Origin of the sequence: Prochlorococcus sp. MIT 1323, from assembly GCF_047304905.1 — a bacterium.
GTDB lineage: Bacteria > Cyanobacteriota > Cyanobacteriia > PCC-6307 > Cyanobiaceae > Prochlorococcus > Prochlorococcus marinus_D.
Map to the genome: position 1 here is coordinate 1486510 of NZ_CP138973.1, position 20084 is coordinate 1506593.

Genomic DNA, 20084 nt, shown 5'->3' on the forward strand with positions numbered 1-20084 from the left:
CTGAGGATGGGACGGCTTGGGCATGAAATCCATGCACCGTCTGATTACAAATGCTGGCACGTTGCCTGAGTGGTTCTCTGCATGGCATTGAGGCCCTAGCCGTCACCGTGGAAGTGGATCTATTACCTGGGCTGCCAGGGCTGCAACTGGTAGGGCTACCCGACGCCGCCATACAGGAATCTCGTGAGCGAGTGCGATCAGCACTCCGCAACAGTGGCTTTCGCGGGCCACTCGTGCGAGTCGTGGTGAACCTGGCTCCTGCCGATCTTCGTAAAGAGGGACCTTCTTTTGATCTCCCTATCGCCCTGGCCCTATTGGTAGCCAGTGGCTAGCTGGATGGTCCGTTACTTGCCAATCTCTGCTGCGCTGGAGAACTCGGACTCGATGGCAGCTTGCGGCCCTGCAGAGGAATCCTTGCCATCGCCAACCTGGCCGCCGCGCAAAACGTACGAGCGCTAGTGGTGCCATCAGCCAATGCCGCAGAAGCAAGCCTTGTGCCTGGCTTAACAGTACGAGCTGCTCATTCCCTCAGCGAGGTTGTGGATCTATTGCACCAACCCCAGCCACTAGCACCTCAACACATCTCCAAAGCGGCCGTCACGGCAAAAATCACGCGCAGACCAAACGATCAACTTCATCCACTGCTTGATTGCGCCTTGGGCCATAAAGCCCTTGCCTTGGCTGCCGCCGGGGGCCATCACCTCCTGATGGTGGGGCCACCTGGCTGTGGGAAAACCCTTTTGGCTCAACATTTAGCCCAGCTGCTGCCGCCGCTCACGCGCCAAGAGGCCTTGGAAATCACCAGTATTCACTCTGTAGCAGGAATGCTGAAGAGCACTCCCCAGTTAATACAACAGCGACCCTTCCGGGCTCCCCATCACAGTTGCACGATTGCTGCACTCGTTGGAGGCGGTGCAAACCCCAGGCCAGGAGAACTAAGCCTCGCCCATGGTGGTGTGTTGTTTCTCGATGAACTAGCTGAATTTCCACGCAAAGTTCTCGACCAACTTCGACAACCACTCGAGGAAGGAGTCATTCGTCTGAATCGAGCCAGGCAGACATGTGCCTTCCCTGCTCAAATCACCCTTGTAGCAGCAAGCAATCCCTGCCCATGCGGGTGGTTTGGAGATGAAGAGCATCCTTGCCGCTGTAGCCAATCCCAACGCCAGCGGTATTGGAGCCGCCTCTCTGGCCCCTTATTGGATCGCCTGGATCTACAACTGCGTCTCAAGCACCTACCGGCAGCTCAGCTGCGCAAATCGGTTACCGGCTTCACTCCCACTGATCTCAAGGATCAAGAGTTAATAGGCATCGAGCAGATCTTGCGCGCGCGCGCGGATGTTTGTTCGTAATCCTGATGGCAAGCTCAATCGTGACCTCTCAGCCCAGGATTTAGGGCAAATCGGCCAGCTGGATGAAAAGGCTCTAGAGCTCTGGGAACAAGTTGTGAATCACCGCAGACTCAGTGCCCGCAGCGGTCTAAGGGTTCTTAGAGTCGCTAGATCTCTGGCCGATCTTCATGATCAAGACAAAGTCAATAAAAATGCGATAGCGGAAACAATGTGTTTCCGTAGTTTTGATTGTGGCGATGCCAAAGAAGATTTCGCCAGCTAAGCCCCCTTCGCCTTCGCCTTCAGCAATCATCCGTATCAAGCTTATTCCTACAACGCTAAAATCGAATCAGATGGAGTTGATCATTAATCTTCGCCAAGATCATTCAAGCTATATTCAAGCCCATAGGCAAACCATTTATTTACACAAGCCATTAACAATGTGCACCATAGCGAAGAGACCGTTGAACTGATTTTAGTTACGTCATAACAGGCAATCAGGATGCGAGTAATTTCAACAGGCAACCACCCCAAATCAACTTATAAAAATCACTCAACCTACCAAAACTCACGCCAATGGAATGCACTGTGGCTAGCATATTTCCGATTGTTACGAATATCATTCTCCGCAGAAGTTTCGTGGCGAAAGGCACTCTTTAGACCAGTAAAGGCCATGCTCTTAGATACTTGACTCTAAAACGGTGCCGACAAGTCAACTTCGCCAATTCTCTCCAACAATGACTTAGTTCATTGAGCAAGCAACAAATTTTTAGCCAGGCAGAGTAACAAGCTAAATCTACTTATCGATCAAGAGGTTCAACAGTTGAGGTCTCAGGGGTTCTTTCTTCAACAGTTGCCTCCTCAACGACTACCTCCTCAACAATTACCTCCTCAACGACTTCCTTACCTACGACTTCCTCTGCCGTGACGCCTTCATCTGAACTTCCAGGCCAAGTTTCGCTGAACACATACAGATGGCCAAGCGTACGTTCCCCATATTGGCGACGCATCAATTGCCAACCAGGCTCGAAGTTCAACTTAAGGAAATCACTGCTAGAGACCCCAGCCCCACCAGCCCTGGCCACGATCAGGGCTGGACTAGAGGTATCCCTAGTGGGGATAGCTAACAAATGCATATCCCCATCAGTCCTTACCACACTCAAGCGATAGTGAGTTCCTAGGTCATCGCCCCCTATCCGCAACGAATACCCATTGCCGTCAATGTATCGATTGCAAATCCCGGTGAAATCAAATCTCGCAAGCAGAGGATCAACAACAGCCGGCAAGCTTCCATCGACTGCAAAACAGGCTCGTTTGCTACTGCGTTGTTCGTAGATATTCAACTGCGACCTTTCACCCTTGCCAATCGGGGCACCCACCAAAATGAATCGGCTCTGCTCAACAGGGGCTGCTGTAAAGAGAGATCCCTGCGCCTGGACAGATGACGACCATCCAGTCAGGCCCGTCGCACCTACCAGGACCAGAGCAACTGCAGAGGGGAAATAACGAGCCATCAAGGCCTGCAAGATTCTGATCGAATCGTAAAAGTCTGCCGAGCAATCGGCTGCCCCCTCAGGCCGGTTTGTTGAGTCGAATCATGACCAACAGTGAATCCACCATGCCTAAAGCTGCAACCAGCAGAAGCTTGCCAGTCGCTAACGCCACAAGAGATGGATTTCAAGCGCTACAAAGCAAGACAAAGAAAGAACGAATCAAAGCGCGACGCCAAACACATAAGAAACCGTCAAGGGAAGCATCCTCAAAGGCTTCAGCCAAAGCATTCAAACCAGCGGACGAACATCAGCCCGCTTGAAGCCATGCTCCTTTAACTCAAGGCTGAGCTCATTCTCATCGGTGACCCTGTCTACAAAAAGGACACCTTCAAGGTGATCCATCTCGTGCTGGATGCAGCGAGCCATCAGGCCGTCGGCCTTCATTTTGCGTGGTCGTCCCATCTCATCGCGAAAACTGAGCACGATCTCACTAGGCCGCACCACATTGAGATAAACGCCTGGGATGCTCAGACAGCCTTCCTCATAGGTTTCAACAGTTGCACTGGAGCTAATGATCTCGGGATTAATCAACACCACTGGCGGGGTTGTAGGGGTTTCCAGATCAAGGTCAAGGACCAAGAGCTGTTTATGAATTCCCACCTGCGGGGCAGCCAAACCAATCCCCTTAGCTGCGTACATGCTGCGAAGCATGTCCCTCACCAAGTCCCTAACAGATTCATCAACCTTGCCAATCCGACGAGTGGATTGCCGCAAAACCCCATTGCCCAAAGTGTGAATTTGAAGAGGCGGATGATCAAGCGACTCCTTCGGGACTGCAACAGACCCCTTGGTTTTTTCGGCCGTACGTGCCAGCTGAGCGAAGCTTCGAGCCAAAGAAAAGTCTCAGCATCAGTTCAGTGAGTTTAGGCAACTCCACCGCACATCAGACCCCAAACCGCCATGGAAAGCACAAGCCATCACCAGCGAAACCCGAAGCAAACCACTCAACCTCTTTCTGCCAAAAGCGCTCTCGGACAAACACCCACCCTCAAAGAACCGCGCCTGATTGATGACTGGGTGCTTTGGCTGGAGCAACGTCCTCAGGAGAATGGTCGCACCACTGCCCTTATCCGTCCCTGGGGTCAATCTGACCACCCCCCCCAAGAGCTGACACCTGCCCCAGCCAATCTGCGTAGTCGTATTCACGATTACGGAGGAGGGGTTCTAGCAACAGCCTGCCAAGACAACCAGCTCCTGATGGCCTGGATCGATGATGCCGATGGCTGCCTCTGGTTCCAGCGCTGGCAGGGCCTCAACCAGGCCTCAAAAGGTAAGAAGGCATTATCTCCGCTCAAGCCGCCGCTTCGCCTCTCAAAACCAAACGATACCCAACTTGCTGATGGTCTGATTGACCTCCCACGACAGCGCTGGCTCGGAATCATGGAAGCAGACAAGCGGGACTGGCTGGTGACCTTCTCCCTCAACCATGAGAACCAGGCTGCCACGGTGTTGCATCGCCCTGCTGATTTTGCTGGTTACGCGATCCTCAGCCCCAATGGAGATCAACTGGCCTGGGTGGAATGGCAACAACCGGCCATGCCCTGGGAGGCAAGCCAACTCTGGTGGGCCAGCCTCGACCCTGCGGGTTTGATCAAAAGCTCGGCTTGTCTAGCTGGTAGCAGACCACTTGATCGCAAACAAACATCCGTCTTCCAGCCCCTTTGGCTACCCAATGGAGAGCTGGTTGTCAGCGAAGACTGCAGCGGCTGGTGGAATCTGATGGTGGCAAAGCTGACGATTGACCCCACTGTCCAACCCACTTGGCGACGCCCCTGGCCGCTTTCAGCCGAAACCGGCATGCCGCAGTGGGTTTATGGCATGAGCAGCAGCGCATGGGATGGAGAGCAAATTCTGACCGCCATCTGTGACCAAGGTTCTTGGAGGCTGAGCCGCTTGGCCGATGATGGACAGATCAGCACCATCAACCAACCTTTTGATGATCTAAATGGTCTGCAGGCACAGGAAGGTCGAGCCGTAGCCATCGCTAGCAATGCCACCACGAGCCCTGGGCTACTAGAGCTCAACCTCAACTGTGGCAGCTGGAAGCACACCCCAGCCAGTGAGCCTTTACTGAATGCTGATGCGATCAGCGTTGCGGAGCCTATCTGGTTTGAAGGCTGCCATGGGCAGGCAACCCATGCCTGGTATTACCCGCCAATCAATGGCAGCAAAGGCCCTGCGCCACTTCTTGTCAAAAGCCATAGCGGCCCTACCAGCATGGCCAACCGCGGTCTAAGCCTCAGCATTCAGTTCTGGACATCCAGAGGCTGGGGAGTGGTGGATGTGAACTATGGCGGCTCCACTGGATTTGGCCGTGCATACCGCGAACGCCTCCGGGGAGGCTGGGGCAAAACAGACGTAACGGATTGCGCCGAAGCCGCACTGGCACTAGTGAAATGCAACAAGGCAAACCCAACACAAATCGCCATTGAAGGAGGCAGTGCCGGTGGATTTACCACCCTGGCCTGCCTTTGCTTCACCGATGTATTTCGCGCTGCTGCCTGCCGTTATGCAGTAAGTGATCTCACCGCCATGGCAGAGGACACCCATCGATTTGAAGCTCGATACCTCGATCACCTGGTAGGCCGTTGGCCCGACCAAAGACAACTTTACGAAAACCGCTCACCTCTCCTGCATGCCAACAAGATCCAATGCCCAGTGATCTTCTTTCAGGGACTTCAAGACAAAGTGGTTCCTCCAGATCAAACAGAACGGATGGCCAATGCCTTAAAAGAAAATGGCATACCAGTTGAACTGCACATTTTTGAGCAGGAAGGCCACGGCTTTCGCGACAGTGCTGTCAAGATCAAAGTCTTAGAAGCAACTGAGCAATTCTTCCGCCGCCACCTAAAGCTCTAGCTGTGCTCTCTTAAGAAGCCAATCGTCGCAACCAATTCCTCAGCAAAACGATCGACTTCTTCTGGTGTGTTGGTGAAGCTCAAGCTGGCACGAGCTGATCCAGGGATCCCATAGTGACGATGCAAAGGCTGGGTGCAGTGGTGGCCACTACGAATACAGATCCCTGCTGAATCAAGCAGGGCACCAATATCATTGGGATGCAAGCCATCCACCGTGAAAGCCGCCAGGACCGCCCGATTAGGCTCCTGCTGAGGAGTTGGGCCCAGAATCGTCAACCCATCAATGGCTTGGAGGCGATCAAACAATTGCAGCGTGAGCTGCTGCTCCCAAGCGTGAATACGATCTAAGCCAACCTGGTTCAAGTAGTCGAGAGCAACGCCCATACCAATCGCTTCCCCAATAGCAGGGGTACCTGCTTCAAACTTGTAGGGCAGATCAGCCCAGCTGCTGTGGTCGAGATAGACATCCTGAATCATTTCGCCACCTCCGAGGAAAGGCGGCATGGCATCAAGCAAATCCTCTCGAGCCCAAAGAAAACCCATCCCGGTAGGACCACACAATTTGTGGGAAGAACCCACGAGAAAGTCACATCCAAGCCGAGACACATCAACAGGCATATGTGGCAAGCTCTGGCAAGCATCCAGCAACACCAGAGAACCAAAGCGATGAGCCTCTGCAGTGACCTCAGAGATCGGGTTAAAACAGCCCAGCACATTGCTCAAGTGAGCCAGGCTGACCAAACGAGTTCGCTCGGAGAGTTTGTGCCGAAGATCGTTTAAATCAAGCTCCCCGCAATCGGTGAGGTCGACAAAGCGCAGCACGCAACCTGTTCGCTTGGCAAGCATCTGCCAAGGAACAATGTTGCTGTGATGCTCCATCAAGGTGAGTAGCACCTCGTCACCTTCATGGAGGTTGGCATCTCCCCAAGTGCGAGCCACCAGGTTGATCGCCTCACTCGCATTCCTTGTGAAAACGATTTCCCGCGCGCTTGAGGCAGCGATGAAATCAGCCACCTTCTGACGTGCTCGTTCAAAATCCTCGGTTGCACGAACACTCAACTGATGGGCACCACGGTGCACATTGGCGTTGTCATGGTCGTAGTAATGCTGTAAGGCATCCAGCACCTGCCGTGGCTTCTGACTTGTCGCCGCATGGTCCATGTAAATCAAGGGCTGACCTAAGCAGGCGGTCTGGCCTAGTAGCGGGAAATCCGCTCGCGTGAACTCTGCCAGGTTCGCTGAAGTTTCTACAGCTGCCATTGCCAAAGGCATGCTCTGCTCTGAACTAACGGGAGAGGTCATGATCGGCTCAAACCCCATCCAACAATCGAGCTAATGGCTGCCAGGCCTGTGAAATAGATGGGAGCATGCAACTCACCTCATAACAAAACGCGCGCAGTAAAAGCTGGGCGGCTTGATCAGGTGAAATTCCACGACTTTGAAGATAAAAAAGTGCCTCCGGCTGAAGCCGGCTCACTGTGGCCCCATGGGCGCATTTGACATCGTCAGCAACAATTTCCAACTCAGGCTTGGTGTCAATTCGGGCCCGATCTGAGAGCAACAAGCTACGACTTAGCTGCGCGGCATCGGTACGCTGCGCCTCACGAGGCACCTGCACCACCCCGTTAAAAACACTGCGGCCATGACCAGCTGCAACTACCTTGTGGAGTTGATCCAAGGTTCCTTCCGGGCCATTAAAACGCACACAGGAATGAGTATCAGCAAGCTGATTAGCCTGCACCAGTTGAAGTGCCCGCAATTGACTCTTGGCACCACCATTCAACTGAATCAATTGGGGCTCATGACGAATCACACCCCAACCTTGACTGACACTCACCAGGGAAACATCACTGCTTGGTTCCTGCTCAACAGCAAGATGAGCCAACAATGCAGCTTGAGGATGGCCGAAAGCTAGAAGGCCATGACGCAACTTGGCCTCACTTTGCAAGTGAGCTTCCACCAAAACGCTTGTGAGATTGGCACCTGAACTCAGCTGAACTTGTAGCAACTCAAGCTTGGCCTTTTCCTCAAGGAGCAAGAGCACCCGCACGGCAAAAACACCCCGATCGACGCCGGCATCACACACCAATTCAAGAGGGCTATCCACTATCCCGCTAACCCGCAAGCCAATGACTTGTGAAGCGATGGCCTGATTCAACGCCACAGGCCATTGGCCTTTGGATGTCGCCAGGTTCAAAGTGTGCCCGAGAGAATGCTTGAGTTCCGCATCGCTAAGCGGCGACAGGCCCTTCGGGAGAGTCACTCCAGCGAAAGGATCCTGCCCCCTCCCTAAGACCAGACGTGTCACCTGATCAGAAACACCAGGAGCCGATGGCTCACCTAGAGAGCAAATCTGTCGAGGCTCAAGTTCAGCGATGGGTGCAAGATCACAAAAACGCCATGCCTCCTGTCGACGATGAGGAGCAGAGAGAGTTTCAAGGTGATTGCGCGACTGAGCCTGGCAGGCAGCCATCGGACCTGATGGGGCTTCAAGACTGTGCAAGAGCCGCTCACACCAGTCATCGAGAGCTGAGGAGTTCTTGATGGGGGCTTCCACCATCAGGTCATCTCCATTGCATCCAATTCACGATCAACCCATTCATAACCTCGTTGCTCCAACTCAAGTGCCAGCGCCTTGTCACCGGAGCGCACAATCCTCCCCGCGGCCATCACATGCACGTAGTCGGGTTGAATGAGATCGAGTAGACGCTGGTAATGAGTAATCAACAGGGTGGCATTGTCAACATTTGCGAGTTGATTGACACCCCCAGACACGATGCGCAAAGCATCGATATCCAAACCGGAATCGGTTTCATCGAGAATCGCTACAAGAGGTTCTAGCAACGCCATTTGCAAAATCTCATTGCGCTTCTTCTCTCCACCACTGAAGCCCTCATTCACCGAACGGTCTAGAAAAGCTGGGTCCATCTGCACCAAACCGAGACGCTCACGCACAAAGTCTTCGAACGCAAAGGTGTCCAATTCCTCCAGGCCTTGTGCTAAGCGACGGGCATTCGTGGATACCCGCAGGAACTCAAGATTACTCACTCCAGGAATCTCAACCGGGTACTGAAAACCGAGAAAGAGCCCAATTCGAGAGCGCTCATCTGGCTCAAGAGGGAGTAAATCCTCACCGCGATAAAGAACACTTCCCTCGGTAACTTTGTAAGCAGGATGCCCTGCCAACACCTTAGATAAAGTGCTTTTACCGCTGCCATTACGCCCCATCAAGGCATGAATCTCGCCTGCACGGATGGTGAGATTTACTCCATTAAGGATAGGCTGATCATCAACGCAAGCAGACAAGTCGCGTATCTCTATCAGTACTGGAGCATCGGGAGAAATCACTATAAGAAACGAAAAGAATTAGGAGAGGTTGAGCCAACGCAGAAATTCATTATCCAACCGAACCCTCCAATTTAAGAGCCAACAGCTTATCAGCCTCAGCAGCGAACTCCATTGGCAACTGACTAAAAACATCTCGACAAAATCCACTAACAATCATAGAAATTGCAGCTTCAAAATCTATGCCCCGACTCTGAAGATAAAAAAGCTGATCTTCTGAGATTCTGCAGGTACTGGCCTCGTGCTCAATACTGGCATCAGGCTGCTGACTGCGTATATAAGGATAGGTGTTGGCTCCAGCCTGGTCACCAATCAGCATGGAATCGCACTGGCTGTAATTCTTGGCATTGACAGCATTTGGACCCATCTGCACCAGACCGCGATAGCTGTTCGCCGAATGGCCTGCGCTGATGCCCTTGCTCACAATTGTAGAGCGAGTACGAGGCCCTAGATGGATCATTTTTGTGCCAGTATCTGCCTGCTGACGATGATTTGTGAGAGCAACCGAATAAAATTCACCTACGGAATCAGCACCTTGCAAGATGCAACTTGGATACTTCCAAGTAATCGCTGAGCCTGTTTCTACTTGAGACCAGCTAATTTTACTGCGCGCGCCACAGCAATGCCCCCGCTTGGTGACAAAGTTGTAAATACCTCCAATGCCATTCTCATCACCAGCATACCAGTTTTGCACCGTGGAATACTTAATCGAAGCATCATCAAGTGCCACCAACTCCACAACAGCAGCATGAAGTGTATTGGTATCAAACATCGGAGCTGTACAACCCTCGAGATAGCTCACAGATGCTCCCTCTTCTGCAACAATCAAAGTCCGCTCAAATTGTCCAATATCGCCAGAATTAATGCGAAAATAAGAAGATAATTCCATCGGACATTCCACACCTTTAGGGATAAAAACAAAAGAGCCATCGCTGAACACAGCTGAGTTCAACGCCGCAAAATAATTATCATTCGAAGGCACAACTGTGCCAAGGTATCTGCGAACCAATTCTGGATACTCATTCACAGCATCAGTAATGGAACAAAAGACCACTCCATGCTCAGCAAGCTTTTCTTTATAGGTGGTTGCAATCGAAACGCTGTCAAATACGGCATCAACAGCCACATTTGACAAGCGCTTTTGTTCACTAAGTGGGATACCAAGCTTATCAAAAGTTTCCAACAAAGTCGGATCGACCTCTTCAAGGCTATTTTTTTTCTCCTTCTGTTTAGGTGCCGCGTAATAAACAATATCTTGATAATCTATCGGTGGATAACCAAGGCCTGCCCAATCAGGCGTTTGCAGTTTAAGCCAGTGTCGATAGGCCCTGATCCGAAAATCAAGCAGGAACTGCGGCTCATTTTTCTTCTCCGAAATCAAGCGAACCACATCTTCATCAAGACCCTTAGGGATCTTTTCAGTTTCAATGTCAGTTACGAACCCATACTTATATGGCTCTGAAACAAGCTGCCCAACGTGGCTTTGGCTGGTCATAATTGATAGCCGATCAGAAAGGAGTGAAGGTTTTGAAACCCTCTAGACAAAGGCCTTGGCTTGTGAAATATGGAGGACCGCATCTGGCATGACATCGAGAAGGAGGATGGGCCGATCAACTTAGGCACGACGACATGAATAAACAAGAAGCCGTTGAAGGCTCTCAGAAGAAACGAAACCAATAGGTTTCGTTTCAAGAAGCCTAAGGCAAAAGGCCTTGAGGTGACTGGCCGCTTGGTGAAGCACTGTTCAAGACGCAACCAGATTGTGTCCATAGGATTGCAGCTTGAACCCTGCGTTGAACCTGATCTAACGCAACTTATGCCGCCACCTTCTGTTTCTGCGTGGCATGGTTATAGGAGCACTGACTATCCATGACCACAGAGGCGCAGGCACCTACCCGCGAAGCAACCCTCACTCTCCTATTGCGGCAGGGTGAGAGTAGTGCGGCAAACCTGGCTGCATCGTTGGGCATCTCAGTCCAAGCAATGCGACGTCATCTACGCAGCCTCGAAGACGATGGTCTGGTCGAGGCCAGCCCAACTCCCACAGGCCCAGGGCGTCCCTCGAACCTCTGGCAATTGACAGAACAGGGACATCATCACTTCCCTGATGGCAGTGAGAGTTTCGCCCTCGGCTTGATGGAGTCCATGAAAGCCGCCCTGTCTCCCGAGACATTTACGTCACTACTAAGTCAACAAGCACTCAAAAAAGCCAACCTCTACCGCCATCAGCTCGGCTCAGGGTCAATCCAGGATCGCCTTGAGAAGCTGGTGGAATTACGTCGCCAAGAGGGCTATGAAACGGAATGGCAGCCCGCGCCAGATGGTATTGGCTGGTTCATTAAAGACTTTCACTGTTCCCTGCAAAGAATTGCAGAGGAGTATCCATCGGTTTGCGAGCAGGAATTACTGCTGATGAGACAAACATTCCCCGATTGCTTGATTGACCGAGTGAACTGGCGTCTGGAATACGGCAATTGCTGCGGCTTCCAAATCAAACCAACTCAAGGGCAAGACTGACCTGGAGACGTAGTAGGTGCATCCTCTCAACCTGAAAGTCCCTTGGGCAGATCCAAGCCAGGCTCAATCAAATCCACGACAGCAAAACCTGCAAGCTGCACCTTTGCCTTCCTGATAGAGGTTTAGACCACTGCCATCGGCAGTGCCCCAGTTCATATCTTCTACCAATCTCGTGGAGGCAGACCAGCGGAGTCCTTGCCCTGGATGCACTCACAAATACCTATGCATCTCGCAGCATTGATCTCTGATCCATCCCTGCTCGGGAACAGATCAACAGAAGCCCCCATTCCCGGCGAAGAGGAAAGCTGAGTTGTTGCTTTGTAGGTGCACTCAATTGAGCGTCACCTGCAGATCCCAGTGCGGTCAGTAGATGCTGACCACCAGAGCTCTAACCACCCGTAAACGACCAATTGCCCACAGAATGTGATCCCAAACAAAAACGGAGTGTTTTTAGACGTGACCCAAGCCTTATCTTCTATGGCACGTCTCACCATCCGTCAGCTCCGCCAAGTAGCCAGCGATTTGGGCGTAACCCTTTACAGCCGCAAGACCAAGGAACAATTACTCAACGCTATTACGGTTCGTCAGGAAAAAGAAGAAAGCAACCGACTGGGGCTAGAAGCTGAACTCAACTCCCCATCCAGACTCAAGTCCGATACTCGAGTGGTTTTCCTACCCCGAGATCCGCAATGGGCTTATGTCTTCTGGGAAATCTCAGAAACTGATCGCAAGCGAGCACTATCGAAAGGGGCCAACCGGCTCTGCCTACGTTTAACCGACGTAACCGGCATCGATGGCAACAAAGCACATCCCCACACACTCCAGGAAGTCTCTGTAGACAGCCACAGCAACGAATGGTACCTACCTGTTCCAATGTCTGATAGGGACTATCGAGTTGAACTCGGCTATCGCGTCGGTACTCTCTGGATGTCCCTGGCCTTTTCCTCTATAGCCAAGGTCCCAACACTCCACCCCAGCGAGCAAATCCTCGATCAGTTTGTTCCCTTCAGCCTTAAGGGCATCACAAGCAGTCCTGCGCCCACCTCTACACAAGCACCACAGCTAGAGGATGATCCCATTGGCGACGCAATTGATAGCGGGCTACACGAGCGGCTCTATCAAAGCGCTACACAGCACTTCCGCAGCAGCAGGGTCGGGTCGGAAGTCTTCCAAGAACACAACGGCTTGGATAGCGATCAACATGGTCTAAACGATTCAGGCATCGGCCTTTGGGCCAGTGGTCGTAATGAGTCCGGACTGGGTGGAGTACCACCACGCCCAAAAACCTTCTGGCTTATTGCCGACGCTGAGCTGATGATCTACGGCGCAACAGATCCTTCTGCCCGCCTAACCATCGGCGGCGAAGACATTCCTCTCTCCAATGATGGAACCTTCCGCATCCAAGTTCCCTTCCGCGACGGAGAGCAGGTCTATGCGATTGAGGCCACTGCGGCCGACGGTGAGCAGAAGCGCAATATCACCTTGAACTTCCAACGGAGAACACCCACCGACAACACAAACCCAGAAGACCAGGCAGTCGCAGAATGGTTTTAAATGAGCTCCCCAGATCATGACGACGTTGCGTAGGTTTGTCGCCATCACTCCACTCGCTGGGGCCATCATCCTCCCTCTCGTTGTACCCCTCAGCATGGCCCGTCTTGGTGTCGGTGCAGGAGTCCTCATAACGCTAATGATGTCCACTATCTGGTTCGTAACCATGCTGCGCACTGCAGAAATGCCCCATTAACAAACTGGGGCGAAATCAAGGTGGAACCCTATTAGCGGCTGGTTGAGGTCAAAAGGTGTGCAAGCAAGCCTGGAAGTGGATGCTCCCCGTACTTCTAGGGTGTGCAAGTTGCAGCAAAGCTGGATCTGTACAGGGCAATGCCCCTACCGAACTGCCCTTACCTGAAAGGATCCAGGTGGTTTTCAACCATCGCGATGGTGCGCGATACCGCAGCCCTCTTAATGATCAGTGGCGCAACGGCGACAACCTTGAGAAGTTCGTCATCACTGCCATAGAACAAGCGCAGCAAGAGATTCTTGTGGCCGTGCAAGAACTCAGATTGCCTGGAATAGCAGACGCACTCGTCGCAGCCAAGCAACGGGGCGTGACCGTGCAAATGGTGATCGAAAACAGCTTTAGCCAGCCCTGGGGTGATCTACATGAAGCAGATATGTCCCTTCATGAACGCCGTCGAGTGGCCCATCTAAAGATGTTGGCAGATCGTAATCACTACGGGGAGCTAAGCCCCACAGAACGCTATCGGGGCGATGCGATGCAAATCCTCAGGCGTCATCAAATCCCTTGGATTGATGACAGAGAAGACGGCAGCAAAGGCAGTGGTCTGATGCATCACAAATTCATGGTTATCGATACTCAAAGGGTGATTACTGGAAGTGCAAACTTCAGCCATTCAGGCATGCATGGAGATCCCGCAGCGATACAAACGCGCGGCAATGTCAACCACTTGCTGAGCTTCAAAAGTACAGAACTAGCTGAACTATTCAAAAAGGAGTTCCTTTTGATGTGGGGCGATGGTCCAGGAGGTGCAAAAGACAGCCTATTTGGGTTAGCTAAAAGCCAGCCTGGTATTCAGGCTGCAAAGGTTGGTGGTACCCGAATTGAAGTGCTCTTTGCTCCACACGCAAAGCGACAAAAGATGAACGGCCTGCAATTCATTGCCAAGCAAATAGAAACATCAAAACAAAGCATCGATATGGCCTTATTCATCTTTTCTGCACAAGCTTTAGTTCACAAACTATGGGAGCAGGTGCAAAGCGATGTGAAGGTACGCTTAATCCCTGACCCTAGCTTTGCCAGCCGTTCCTATTCAGAAGTACTGGACTTATTAGATGTTGCACTTCCAGATCACCGTTGCAAGCTGGAAGTAGGCAACAAACCATTCGCAGTCCCTCTAGAAGGAGTAGGTACAGCGAGACTGGCGAGCGGAGACAAGCTACACCAAAAGTTCGCGGTGATCGACAACAAAAAAGTGATCACAGGCTCATTGAATTGGAGCCCTGCGGCAGCTCACACCAACGACGAAACGCTGCTCGTCATCCATTCCCCCCTACTGGCCAAGCACTTCACCCGTGAGATGGATCGGCTCTGGCCTGGTGCTGAGCTGGGCGTCACAGCAAGAATGCGCCGCAAACTGGAACGGCAGCAGCTCAAATGTGGGAGCGGCAAGCAGATGGAATGAAACCAATCCTGGAGACCACTCAGGCTGCTGATCTGGCTGTGAGGGTGGCTCTAACTCGCAAGTAACATGAAGCCAATCCAGCTATGAAGTATGTGACGGACTTGGCGGCGATCAAAGAGCTCTCAGCCACTGGCCGCCATCAGGAATGTCTCCAGGCTTGTCAAAACACCCTTCAAGGGAATCCTCAAGAAGCATTTGCCTATAAATACGCTGGAAAATCATTACTCGCTCTCGGGCAATTAGAGAAAGCACATCAATGCCTAGCCAAAGCTCATCAGCTCGATCAGACAGACCCTGAAATAGCAAAAGATATTGGCAACATTTTCAATGCCACTAAAAACCAAGACGAAGCCGAACAATATTACAAGATTGCCCTTTCAATAGATCCTAATTATGCTCCAGCACTCAATAATTTAGGCCTAATCGCTAAACAGAAAGGAGATCTTCAAGGGGCAGTCACTCTGCTGAAGACGGCCGTTGAGATAGATCCAACCTTCGCCCCATTCCAGATGAACTTGGGCCTCATCTACAAAGATCTCGGCAACCTTGATCAAGCTCTTACCTCCACCCTCACATCTCTAGAGCTCAAACCTGACAACCCCACGTCCCACATGAACCTGGGCAGTATCTACAAAGATCTCGGCAACCTTGATCAAGCTCTTGCCTCCACCCTCACATCTCTAGAGCTCAAATCCGATAACCCTGACGCCCTCACAAACCTGGGCGGCATCTACAAAGATCTCGGCAACCTTGATCAAGCTCTTGCCTCCACCCTCACATCTCTAGAGCTCAAACCCGATAACCCTGACGCCCTCACAAACCTGGGCGGCATCTACAAAGATCTCGGCAACCTTGATCAAGCTCTTGCCTCCACCCTCAAATCTCTAAAGCTCAAACCCGATAACCCTGACGCCCACCTCAACCTGGGCGGCATCTACAAAGATCTCGGCAACCTTGATCAAGCTCTTGCCTCCACCCTCACATCTCTAGAGCTCAAACCCGATAACCCAGACGCCCACCTCAACCTGGGCGGTATCTACAAAGATCTCGGCAACCTTGATCAAGCTCTTACCTCAACCCTCAAATCTCTAGAGCTCAAACCCGATAACCCAGACGCAAACATCAACCTGGGTGGTTTTTTGCTCAAAAAAGGCAAAATAAAAGAGTCAATCCAAGCATATGAACAAGCACTAAGACTTCAGCCAGAGAACAGGCTCGCGATTTCTGGAAAAGGGAAGGCACTCAAAAGGATTGGCAAATGCTCTGAGGGGATAAAACTAATACGAAAAGGAGATGGATATGCAAGAATAGATATTCACAATGGATTAAAGGTACATAGATGAAAAGGGTGCAGATCTTGACCCAAGCCTCCGGCCCTCATTACATAGGGGCCTGGGAAATAGAGCCACTGTCTATCTGCGACGACATCATTCACAACTTCGAAACAAAAAATAGGAGCAATCAAGCCCCAGGGAATGCAGGTGAAGGCGAGGTAAATCTTGCTCAAAAAAACAGCCGAGATGTAAGCATTGCTCCAAGAGACTTTGATTCAGCCGGAAACGAAATCTTCGTCAGTTATCTACAAATCCTAACAACGTGCTATCAAGACTATGCAGATCAATGGCCATTTCTGAAGGAAGCAATTCCATCGCTAGATATCGGAGTCTTCAATATTCAAAGATACGAAGCTGGACAGCATTTTAACAAAGTGCATACGGAAAGGTGCCTTACGAACATGGAGCGTGAATTTGCATTTATGACCTATTTGAATGATGTAGAAGATGGAGGATCTACGTACTTCTGTCACTATGATATACAAATACAGCCAAAGAAAGGATTAACGATGATCTGGCCTGCAATGTGGACGCATGCTCACAAGGGAAATGTAGTTCAATCTGGAAAGAAATACATCATTACTGGATGGATGGATCTTTGCCAAGAGATAGCTTAGTGCCGTTGTTCGTTACCAAGAGTAAGGCCAAAACAGCAGAGCTCGACAGAAGCAAGAAACAGAACCACGCTGGTTGCTGCCGATACCAATCAAACGCGACAGCTTAAATTTGTTGAAGCTGTTTCACATGCTGGCAATAGTTCTTGGTAAAGACGCAAACCCAATGAAAATCAGCGGTAAGAATCTAGAGGCAACACTCAAACGACTGCCTAACTGGCATGAACTCTTTGCCGACACAGCAGCTCAATGGGCATGGGTGCCTATTCTTTCCGCAACACCTACTCCTCAAATGCACGCAGCATGCGCTACATGAAACCAATATCAGTGTCGCCTATCAGTGTCGCCATCGCCATAGCGTTGAGGTTCATCTCCGCAGCTACAGAACCACGAACTGAAGCCGAATGATGGAAGACTTCAAGAAATTGACTGGCAACTAAGTTGACAGCTGAGATGAATAGATCTGGAATAAGAAAGCACTAGGAACTTCATTGCGCCTGCGCCGCAAGCTGGACAGGCAGCCGCTCAAATAAGGGCGTGTAGTGGAGAGAGGGTAAATTCAATAGGAGGGAAAGCTCAGGCTTCTGATCTGGCTTTAAGGGTGGCTCTAAATCGCAAGTAACATGAAGCCAATCCAGCTATGAAGCATATGACGGACTTAGCAGCGATCAAAGAGCTCTCAGCCGTTGGTCGTCATCAAGAATGCCTACAGGCTTGTCAAAACGTTCTTCAGAGGGATCCAGAGGAAGCATTTGCCTATAAATACGCTGGGAAATCATTACTCGCTCTCGGGCAATTAGAAAAAGCACATCAATGCCTAGCCAAAGCTCATCAGCTCGATCAGACAGACCCTGAAACAGCAAAAGATATTGGCAACTGCTTTAAATCAACCCAAAATTATGCAGAAGCCATAAAAGCTTACAAATATGCCCTATCAATAGATCCTAATTATGCTCCAGCACTCAATAATTTAGGCCTAATCGCCAAAGAGAAAGGAGATCTGCAAGGGGCAGTCCCTCTGGTGAAGAAGGCCGTAGAAATAGATCCAACCTTCGCCCCATTCCACATGAACTTAGGTGGCATCTACAAAGACCTCGGCAAATCTAATCTGGCTCTAATCTCAACACTGAAATCATTAGAGCTCAATCAAGATAACGCCAATGCCCACCTGAACCTGGGCGGTATCTACAAAGATCTCGGCAACCTTGATCAAGCTCTTGACTCCACCCTCAAATCTCTAAAGCTCAAACCCGATAACCCTGACGCCCTCACAAACCTGGGCGGCATCAACAAAGATCTCGGCAACCTTGATCAAGCTCTTGCCTCCACCCTCAAATCTCTAGAGCTCAAACCCGATAACCCAGACGCCCACCTCAACCTGGGCGGTATCTACAAAGATCTCGGCAACCTTGATCAAGCTCTTACCTCCACCCTCAAATCTCTAGAACTCAAGACCGATAATCCAAACGCCCTCACGAACCTCGGCCTTATCTACAAAGATCTCGGCAACCTTGATCAAGCTCTTGCCTCCACCCTCAAATCTCTAGAGCTAAAGGCTGATAACCCTGGTTCACTCATGAATCTCGGCCTCATCTACAAGGAGCGCGGCAACCTTGATCAAGCTCTTGCCTCCACCCTCAAATCTCTAGAGCTCAAAGCTGATAACCCTGGTGCACTTATGAACCTCGGCCTCATCTACAAAGATCTCGGCAACCATGATCTAGCGATAGAGGTAACACTAAAATCATTAGAACTCAAAGATGATAACTCCGATGTCTACATCAACCTTGCTGGCATCTACCAAGACCAAGCCAAGTATGATCTAGCTATCAACTCAATACTTAAATCCTTAGAGCTCAATCCAGACAACGCCAATGCCTACATGAATCTAGGAATGGCCCTTCTGGCGCAAGGGCAACGTGATCAAGCTAAAGAGGCAACACTTAAATCCTTAGAGCTCAAACCTGATTTAGCAAGTGCTGCATGGAATTTATATGGATTAGCAAATAGCATTGAAGAAGCAGAAGAAAGGATAAACCAATGCCTGGAAATAGACGAGACCTATTTAGAGGCGAAGCTTACTCTAGGCGCACTAAAATATCATCAAGGGGACCCATCCTTACTCAAAGATATTTTAATTTCAAAACACAAAGATCATTCCCATGCCCGCTCTTTTAGATGGGCACTAGATTTACCTGAAATTCCAAAGCTATTCTTCCATAGGTGGGCATTATTTGACAGCATGATGGATGAGAGCAAAAAAGACAGACCTTTTTATGAGTTTGGTGTTTGGCGCGGCATTTCGTTTAAGTATCTAATCAATACTTTCAAGGAAGGCTATGGATTTGATACTTTCGAAGGCTTGCCAGAAGACTGGCACAACACTAAAGGAGGCGCATATTCTGCAGAAGGCATCATTCCTCAAGTCGATGGTGGAATATTTATAGAAGGCAAGTTCGAGAATACGCTGCCAATCTTTTTCTCTAAACCTAGGCCGATAGCATCAATAATAAATTTCGATGCCGATCTTTATTCTTCTACTCTCTGCGCTTTAAATCATTCAAAGGCCATAATCGATGAACATACAATATTGATATTTGATGAATTCATCATTAATGAGAACTGGGAACAAGATGAATACAAAGCACTTAATGAATTTTGTTCTCAAAACAAGCTGAGCTACCAGGTCATCGCGATTTCTTATTTTTCAAAACAAGTTGCTGTAAAGCTAATAGGCATTTAGCTGAAAGAACATAATGGCCGGTCAAAAAAGGCAATCTTCACATTGCCAATCGCAACCTTTATTGAATTTGCATAAGTCATGCTTTTGCAAGGCCATCTCTGCACTTCAATGATAGTGTAGTTAGGGATGATAAAAGTTGGCTGACGAACTACAGATTCAAGATCTGCCAAACAATCTCTGGTCTTGATCCGTGAGTGAATCGATACAGCAAGCGTATAGCCGAGTAATCTTGGTGGTCAAGCCATTCATCTGCAGATGAGATGAGCAAGGCTGAGACTAAATCAGAACAAGCCAGGCGCTGTTGTTAGGGCTATTGCTCAACTAGACAATTTATAAGGCTTCGAGGTGAGTCAATCGTTAGGAACAAGAAACCCTGTCATTCAGCTATCGTTATTTTTTTGCAACTAATCACTTCACCGTTGCTTCCCAAGTATTCCACCCGGAAGATAGATCGGCAGTGGCGTGGGGCTGAACTGGGGCTTAATTCCCGAATTCGGGAAAAACTGGAATGGCAGCACCAGAAAGCAGCATTAAGTTAGAGAGTGGCGAAGGCGGGGATGTAAGGGCTTCTCAAGAGAGTTCA

The 20084-nt window shown here is 50.4% G+C and carries 16 protein-coding genes and 1 pseudogene; 10 read left to right on the forward strand and 7 right to left on the reverse strand.

Going from position 1 to position 20084, the window contains the following annotated elements:
• The first annotated feature begins 50 nt into the window (after positions 1-50).
• A pseudogene (locus tag SIB68_RS07390) lies at positions 51-1614 on the forward strand (YifB family Mg chelatase-like AAA ATPase).
• A gap of 517 nt (positions 1615-2131) precedes the next feature.
• On the opposite strand, the gene SIB68_RS07395 reads toward SIB68_RS07390, so the two are convergent.
• Both SIB68_RS07395 and def read right to left on the reverse strand, forming a co-directional pair.
• A complete protein-coding gene (locus SIB68_RS07395) occupies positions 2132-2845 on the reverse strand; it encodes a DUF3747 domain-containing protein (protein ID WP_063399208.1) in 714 nt (237 codons plus the stop codon).
• A 267-nt stretch (positions 2846-3112) separates the two neighbouring features.
• Positions 3113-3718, reverse strand: a complete 606-nt coding sequence (def, locus tag SIB68_RS07400; protein ID WP_063399193.1) for a peptide deformylase — start codon at positions 3716-3718, stop codon at positions 3113-3115.
• Positions 3719-3784: 66 nt separating this feature from the next.
• Here def and SIB68_RS07405 point away from each other — a divergent pair, with 66 nt between their 5' ends.
• Positions 3785-5743, forward strand: coding sequence for an alpha/beta hydrolase family protein (locus tag SIB68_RS07405; RefSeq protein ID WP_063399194.1), 1959 nt, complete (start codon positions 3785-3787; stop codon positions 5741-5743).
• Here SIB68_RS07405 and SIB68_RS07410 read toward each other — a convergent pair.
• Genes SIB68_RS07410 through sufB form a run of 4 tightly spaced genes read right to left on the reverse strand, consistent with a single transcriptional unit; the run spans position 5740 to position 10582 of the window.
• Positions 5740-7044, reverse strand: a complete 1305-nt coding sequence (locus SIB68_RS07410) for a SufS family cysteine desulfurase (RefSeq protein WP_063399209.1) — start codon at positions 7042-7044, stop codon at positions 5740-5742. The genes SIB68_RS07405 and SIB68_RS07410 overlap by 4 nt on opposite strands.
• A gap of 7 nt (positions 7045-7051) precedes the next feature.
• Positions 7052-8302: a SufB/SufD family protein gene (locus SIB68_RS07415; protein WP_063399195.1), complete on the reverse strand. Its 1251-nt coding sequence runs from the start codon at positions 8300-8302 to the stop codon at positions 7052-7054.
• A complete protein-coding gene (sufC, locus tag SIB68_RS07420; RefSeq protein WP_063399196.1) occupies positions 8302-9090 on the reverse strand; it encodes a Fe-S cluster assembly ATPase SufC in 789 nt (262 codons plus the stop codon). The genes SIB68_RS07415 and sufC overlap by 1 nt, the downstream gene beginning before the upstream one ends.
• A 49-nt stretch (positions 9091-9139) precedes the next feature.
• Positions 9140-10582, reverse strand: coding sequence for a Fe-S cluster assembly protein SufB (sufB, locus tag SIB68_RS07425; RefSeq protein WP_063399197.1), 1443 nt, complete (start codon positions 10580-10582; stop codon positions 9140-9142).
• Positions 10583-10956: 374 nt separating this feature from the next.
• Here sufB and sufR point away from each other — a divergent pair, with 374 nt between their 5' ends.
• The gene (sufR, locus tag SIB68_RS07430; protein WP_063399199.1) at positions 10957-11604 is read left to right on the forward strand and encodes an iron-sulfur cluster biosynthesis transcriptional regulator SufR; all 648 of its coding nucleotides are present in this window, start codon (positions 10957-10959) and stop codon (positions 11602-11604) included.
• A 63-nt stretch (positions 11605-11667) separates the two neighbouring features.
• Here the strand turns inward: sufR and SIB68_RS07435 are convergent, their stop codons facing one another.
• Positions 11668-11814, reverse strand: coding sequence for a hypothetical protein (locus SIB68_RS07435; RefSeq protein ID WP_413681812.1), 147 nt, complete (start codon positions 11812-11814; stop codon positions 11668-11670).
• Between the two features lie 246 nt (positions 11815-12060).
• Between SIB68_RS07435 and SIB68_RS07440 the strand changes: the two genes are divergently transcribed.
• The 7 genes from SIB68_RS07440 (at position 12061) to SIB68_RS07470 (ending at position 19501) form a co-directional block, all read left to right on the forward strand.
• The gene (locus SIB68_RS07440) at positions 12061-13158 is read left to right on the forward strand and encodes a DUF4912 domain-containing protein (protein ID WP_063399210.1); all 1098 of its coding nucleotides are present in this window, start codon (positions 12061-12063) and stop codon (positions 13156-13158) included.
• 16 nt (positions 13159-13174) lie between these two features.
• Complete coding sequence (locus SIB68_RS07445) at positions 13175-13351, forward strand: hypothetical protein (protein WP_196757069.1); 177 nt, start codon at positions 13175-13177, stop codon at positions 13349-13351.
• A gap of 79 nt (positions 13352-13430) precedes the next feature.
• Positions 13431-14810 (forward strand): phospholipase D-like domain-containing protein, encoded by a 1380-nt coding sequence (locus tag SIB68_RS07450; protein ID WP_413681813.1) that lies wholly within the window; start codon positions 13431-13433, stop codon positions 14808-14810.
• A 92-nt stretch (positions 14811-14902) separates the two neighbouring features.
• A complete protein-coding gene (locus SIB68_RS07455) occupies positions 14903-16153 on the forward strand; it encodes a tetratricopeptide repeat protein (RefSeq protein WP_413681814.1) in 1251 nt (416 codons plus the stop codon).
• A gap of 14 nt (positions 16154-16167) precedes the next feature.
• Positions 16168-16761 carry a 2OG-Fe(II) oxygenase gene (locus tag SIB68_RS07460; RefSeq protein ID WP_236068770.1) on the forward strand — a complete coding sequence of 198 codons (594 nt, stop codon included), beginning with the start codon at positions 16168-16170 and terminating at the stop codon, positions 16759-16761.
• 252 nt (positions 16762-17013) lie between these two features.
• On the forward strand, positions 17014-17166 hold the full coding sequence (locus SIB68_RS07465; RefSeq protein ID WP_155724845.1) for a hypothetical protein: 153 nt from the start codon (positions 17014-17016) through the stop codon (positions 17164-17166).
• Between the two features lie 241 nt (positions 17167-17407).
• A complete protein-coding gene (locus SIB68_RS07470) occupies positions 17408-19501 on the forward strand; it encodes a tetratricopeptide repeat protein (protein ID WP_413681815.1) in 2094 nt (697 codons plus the stop codon).
• The last annotated feature ends 583 nt before the right edge of the window (positions 19502-20084 follow it).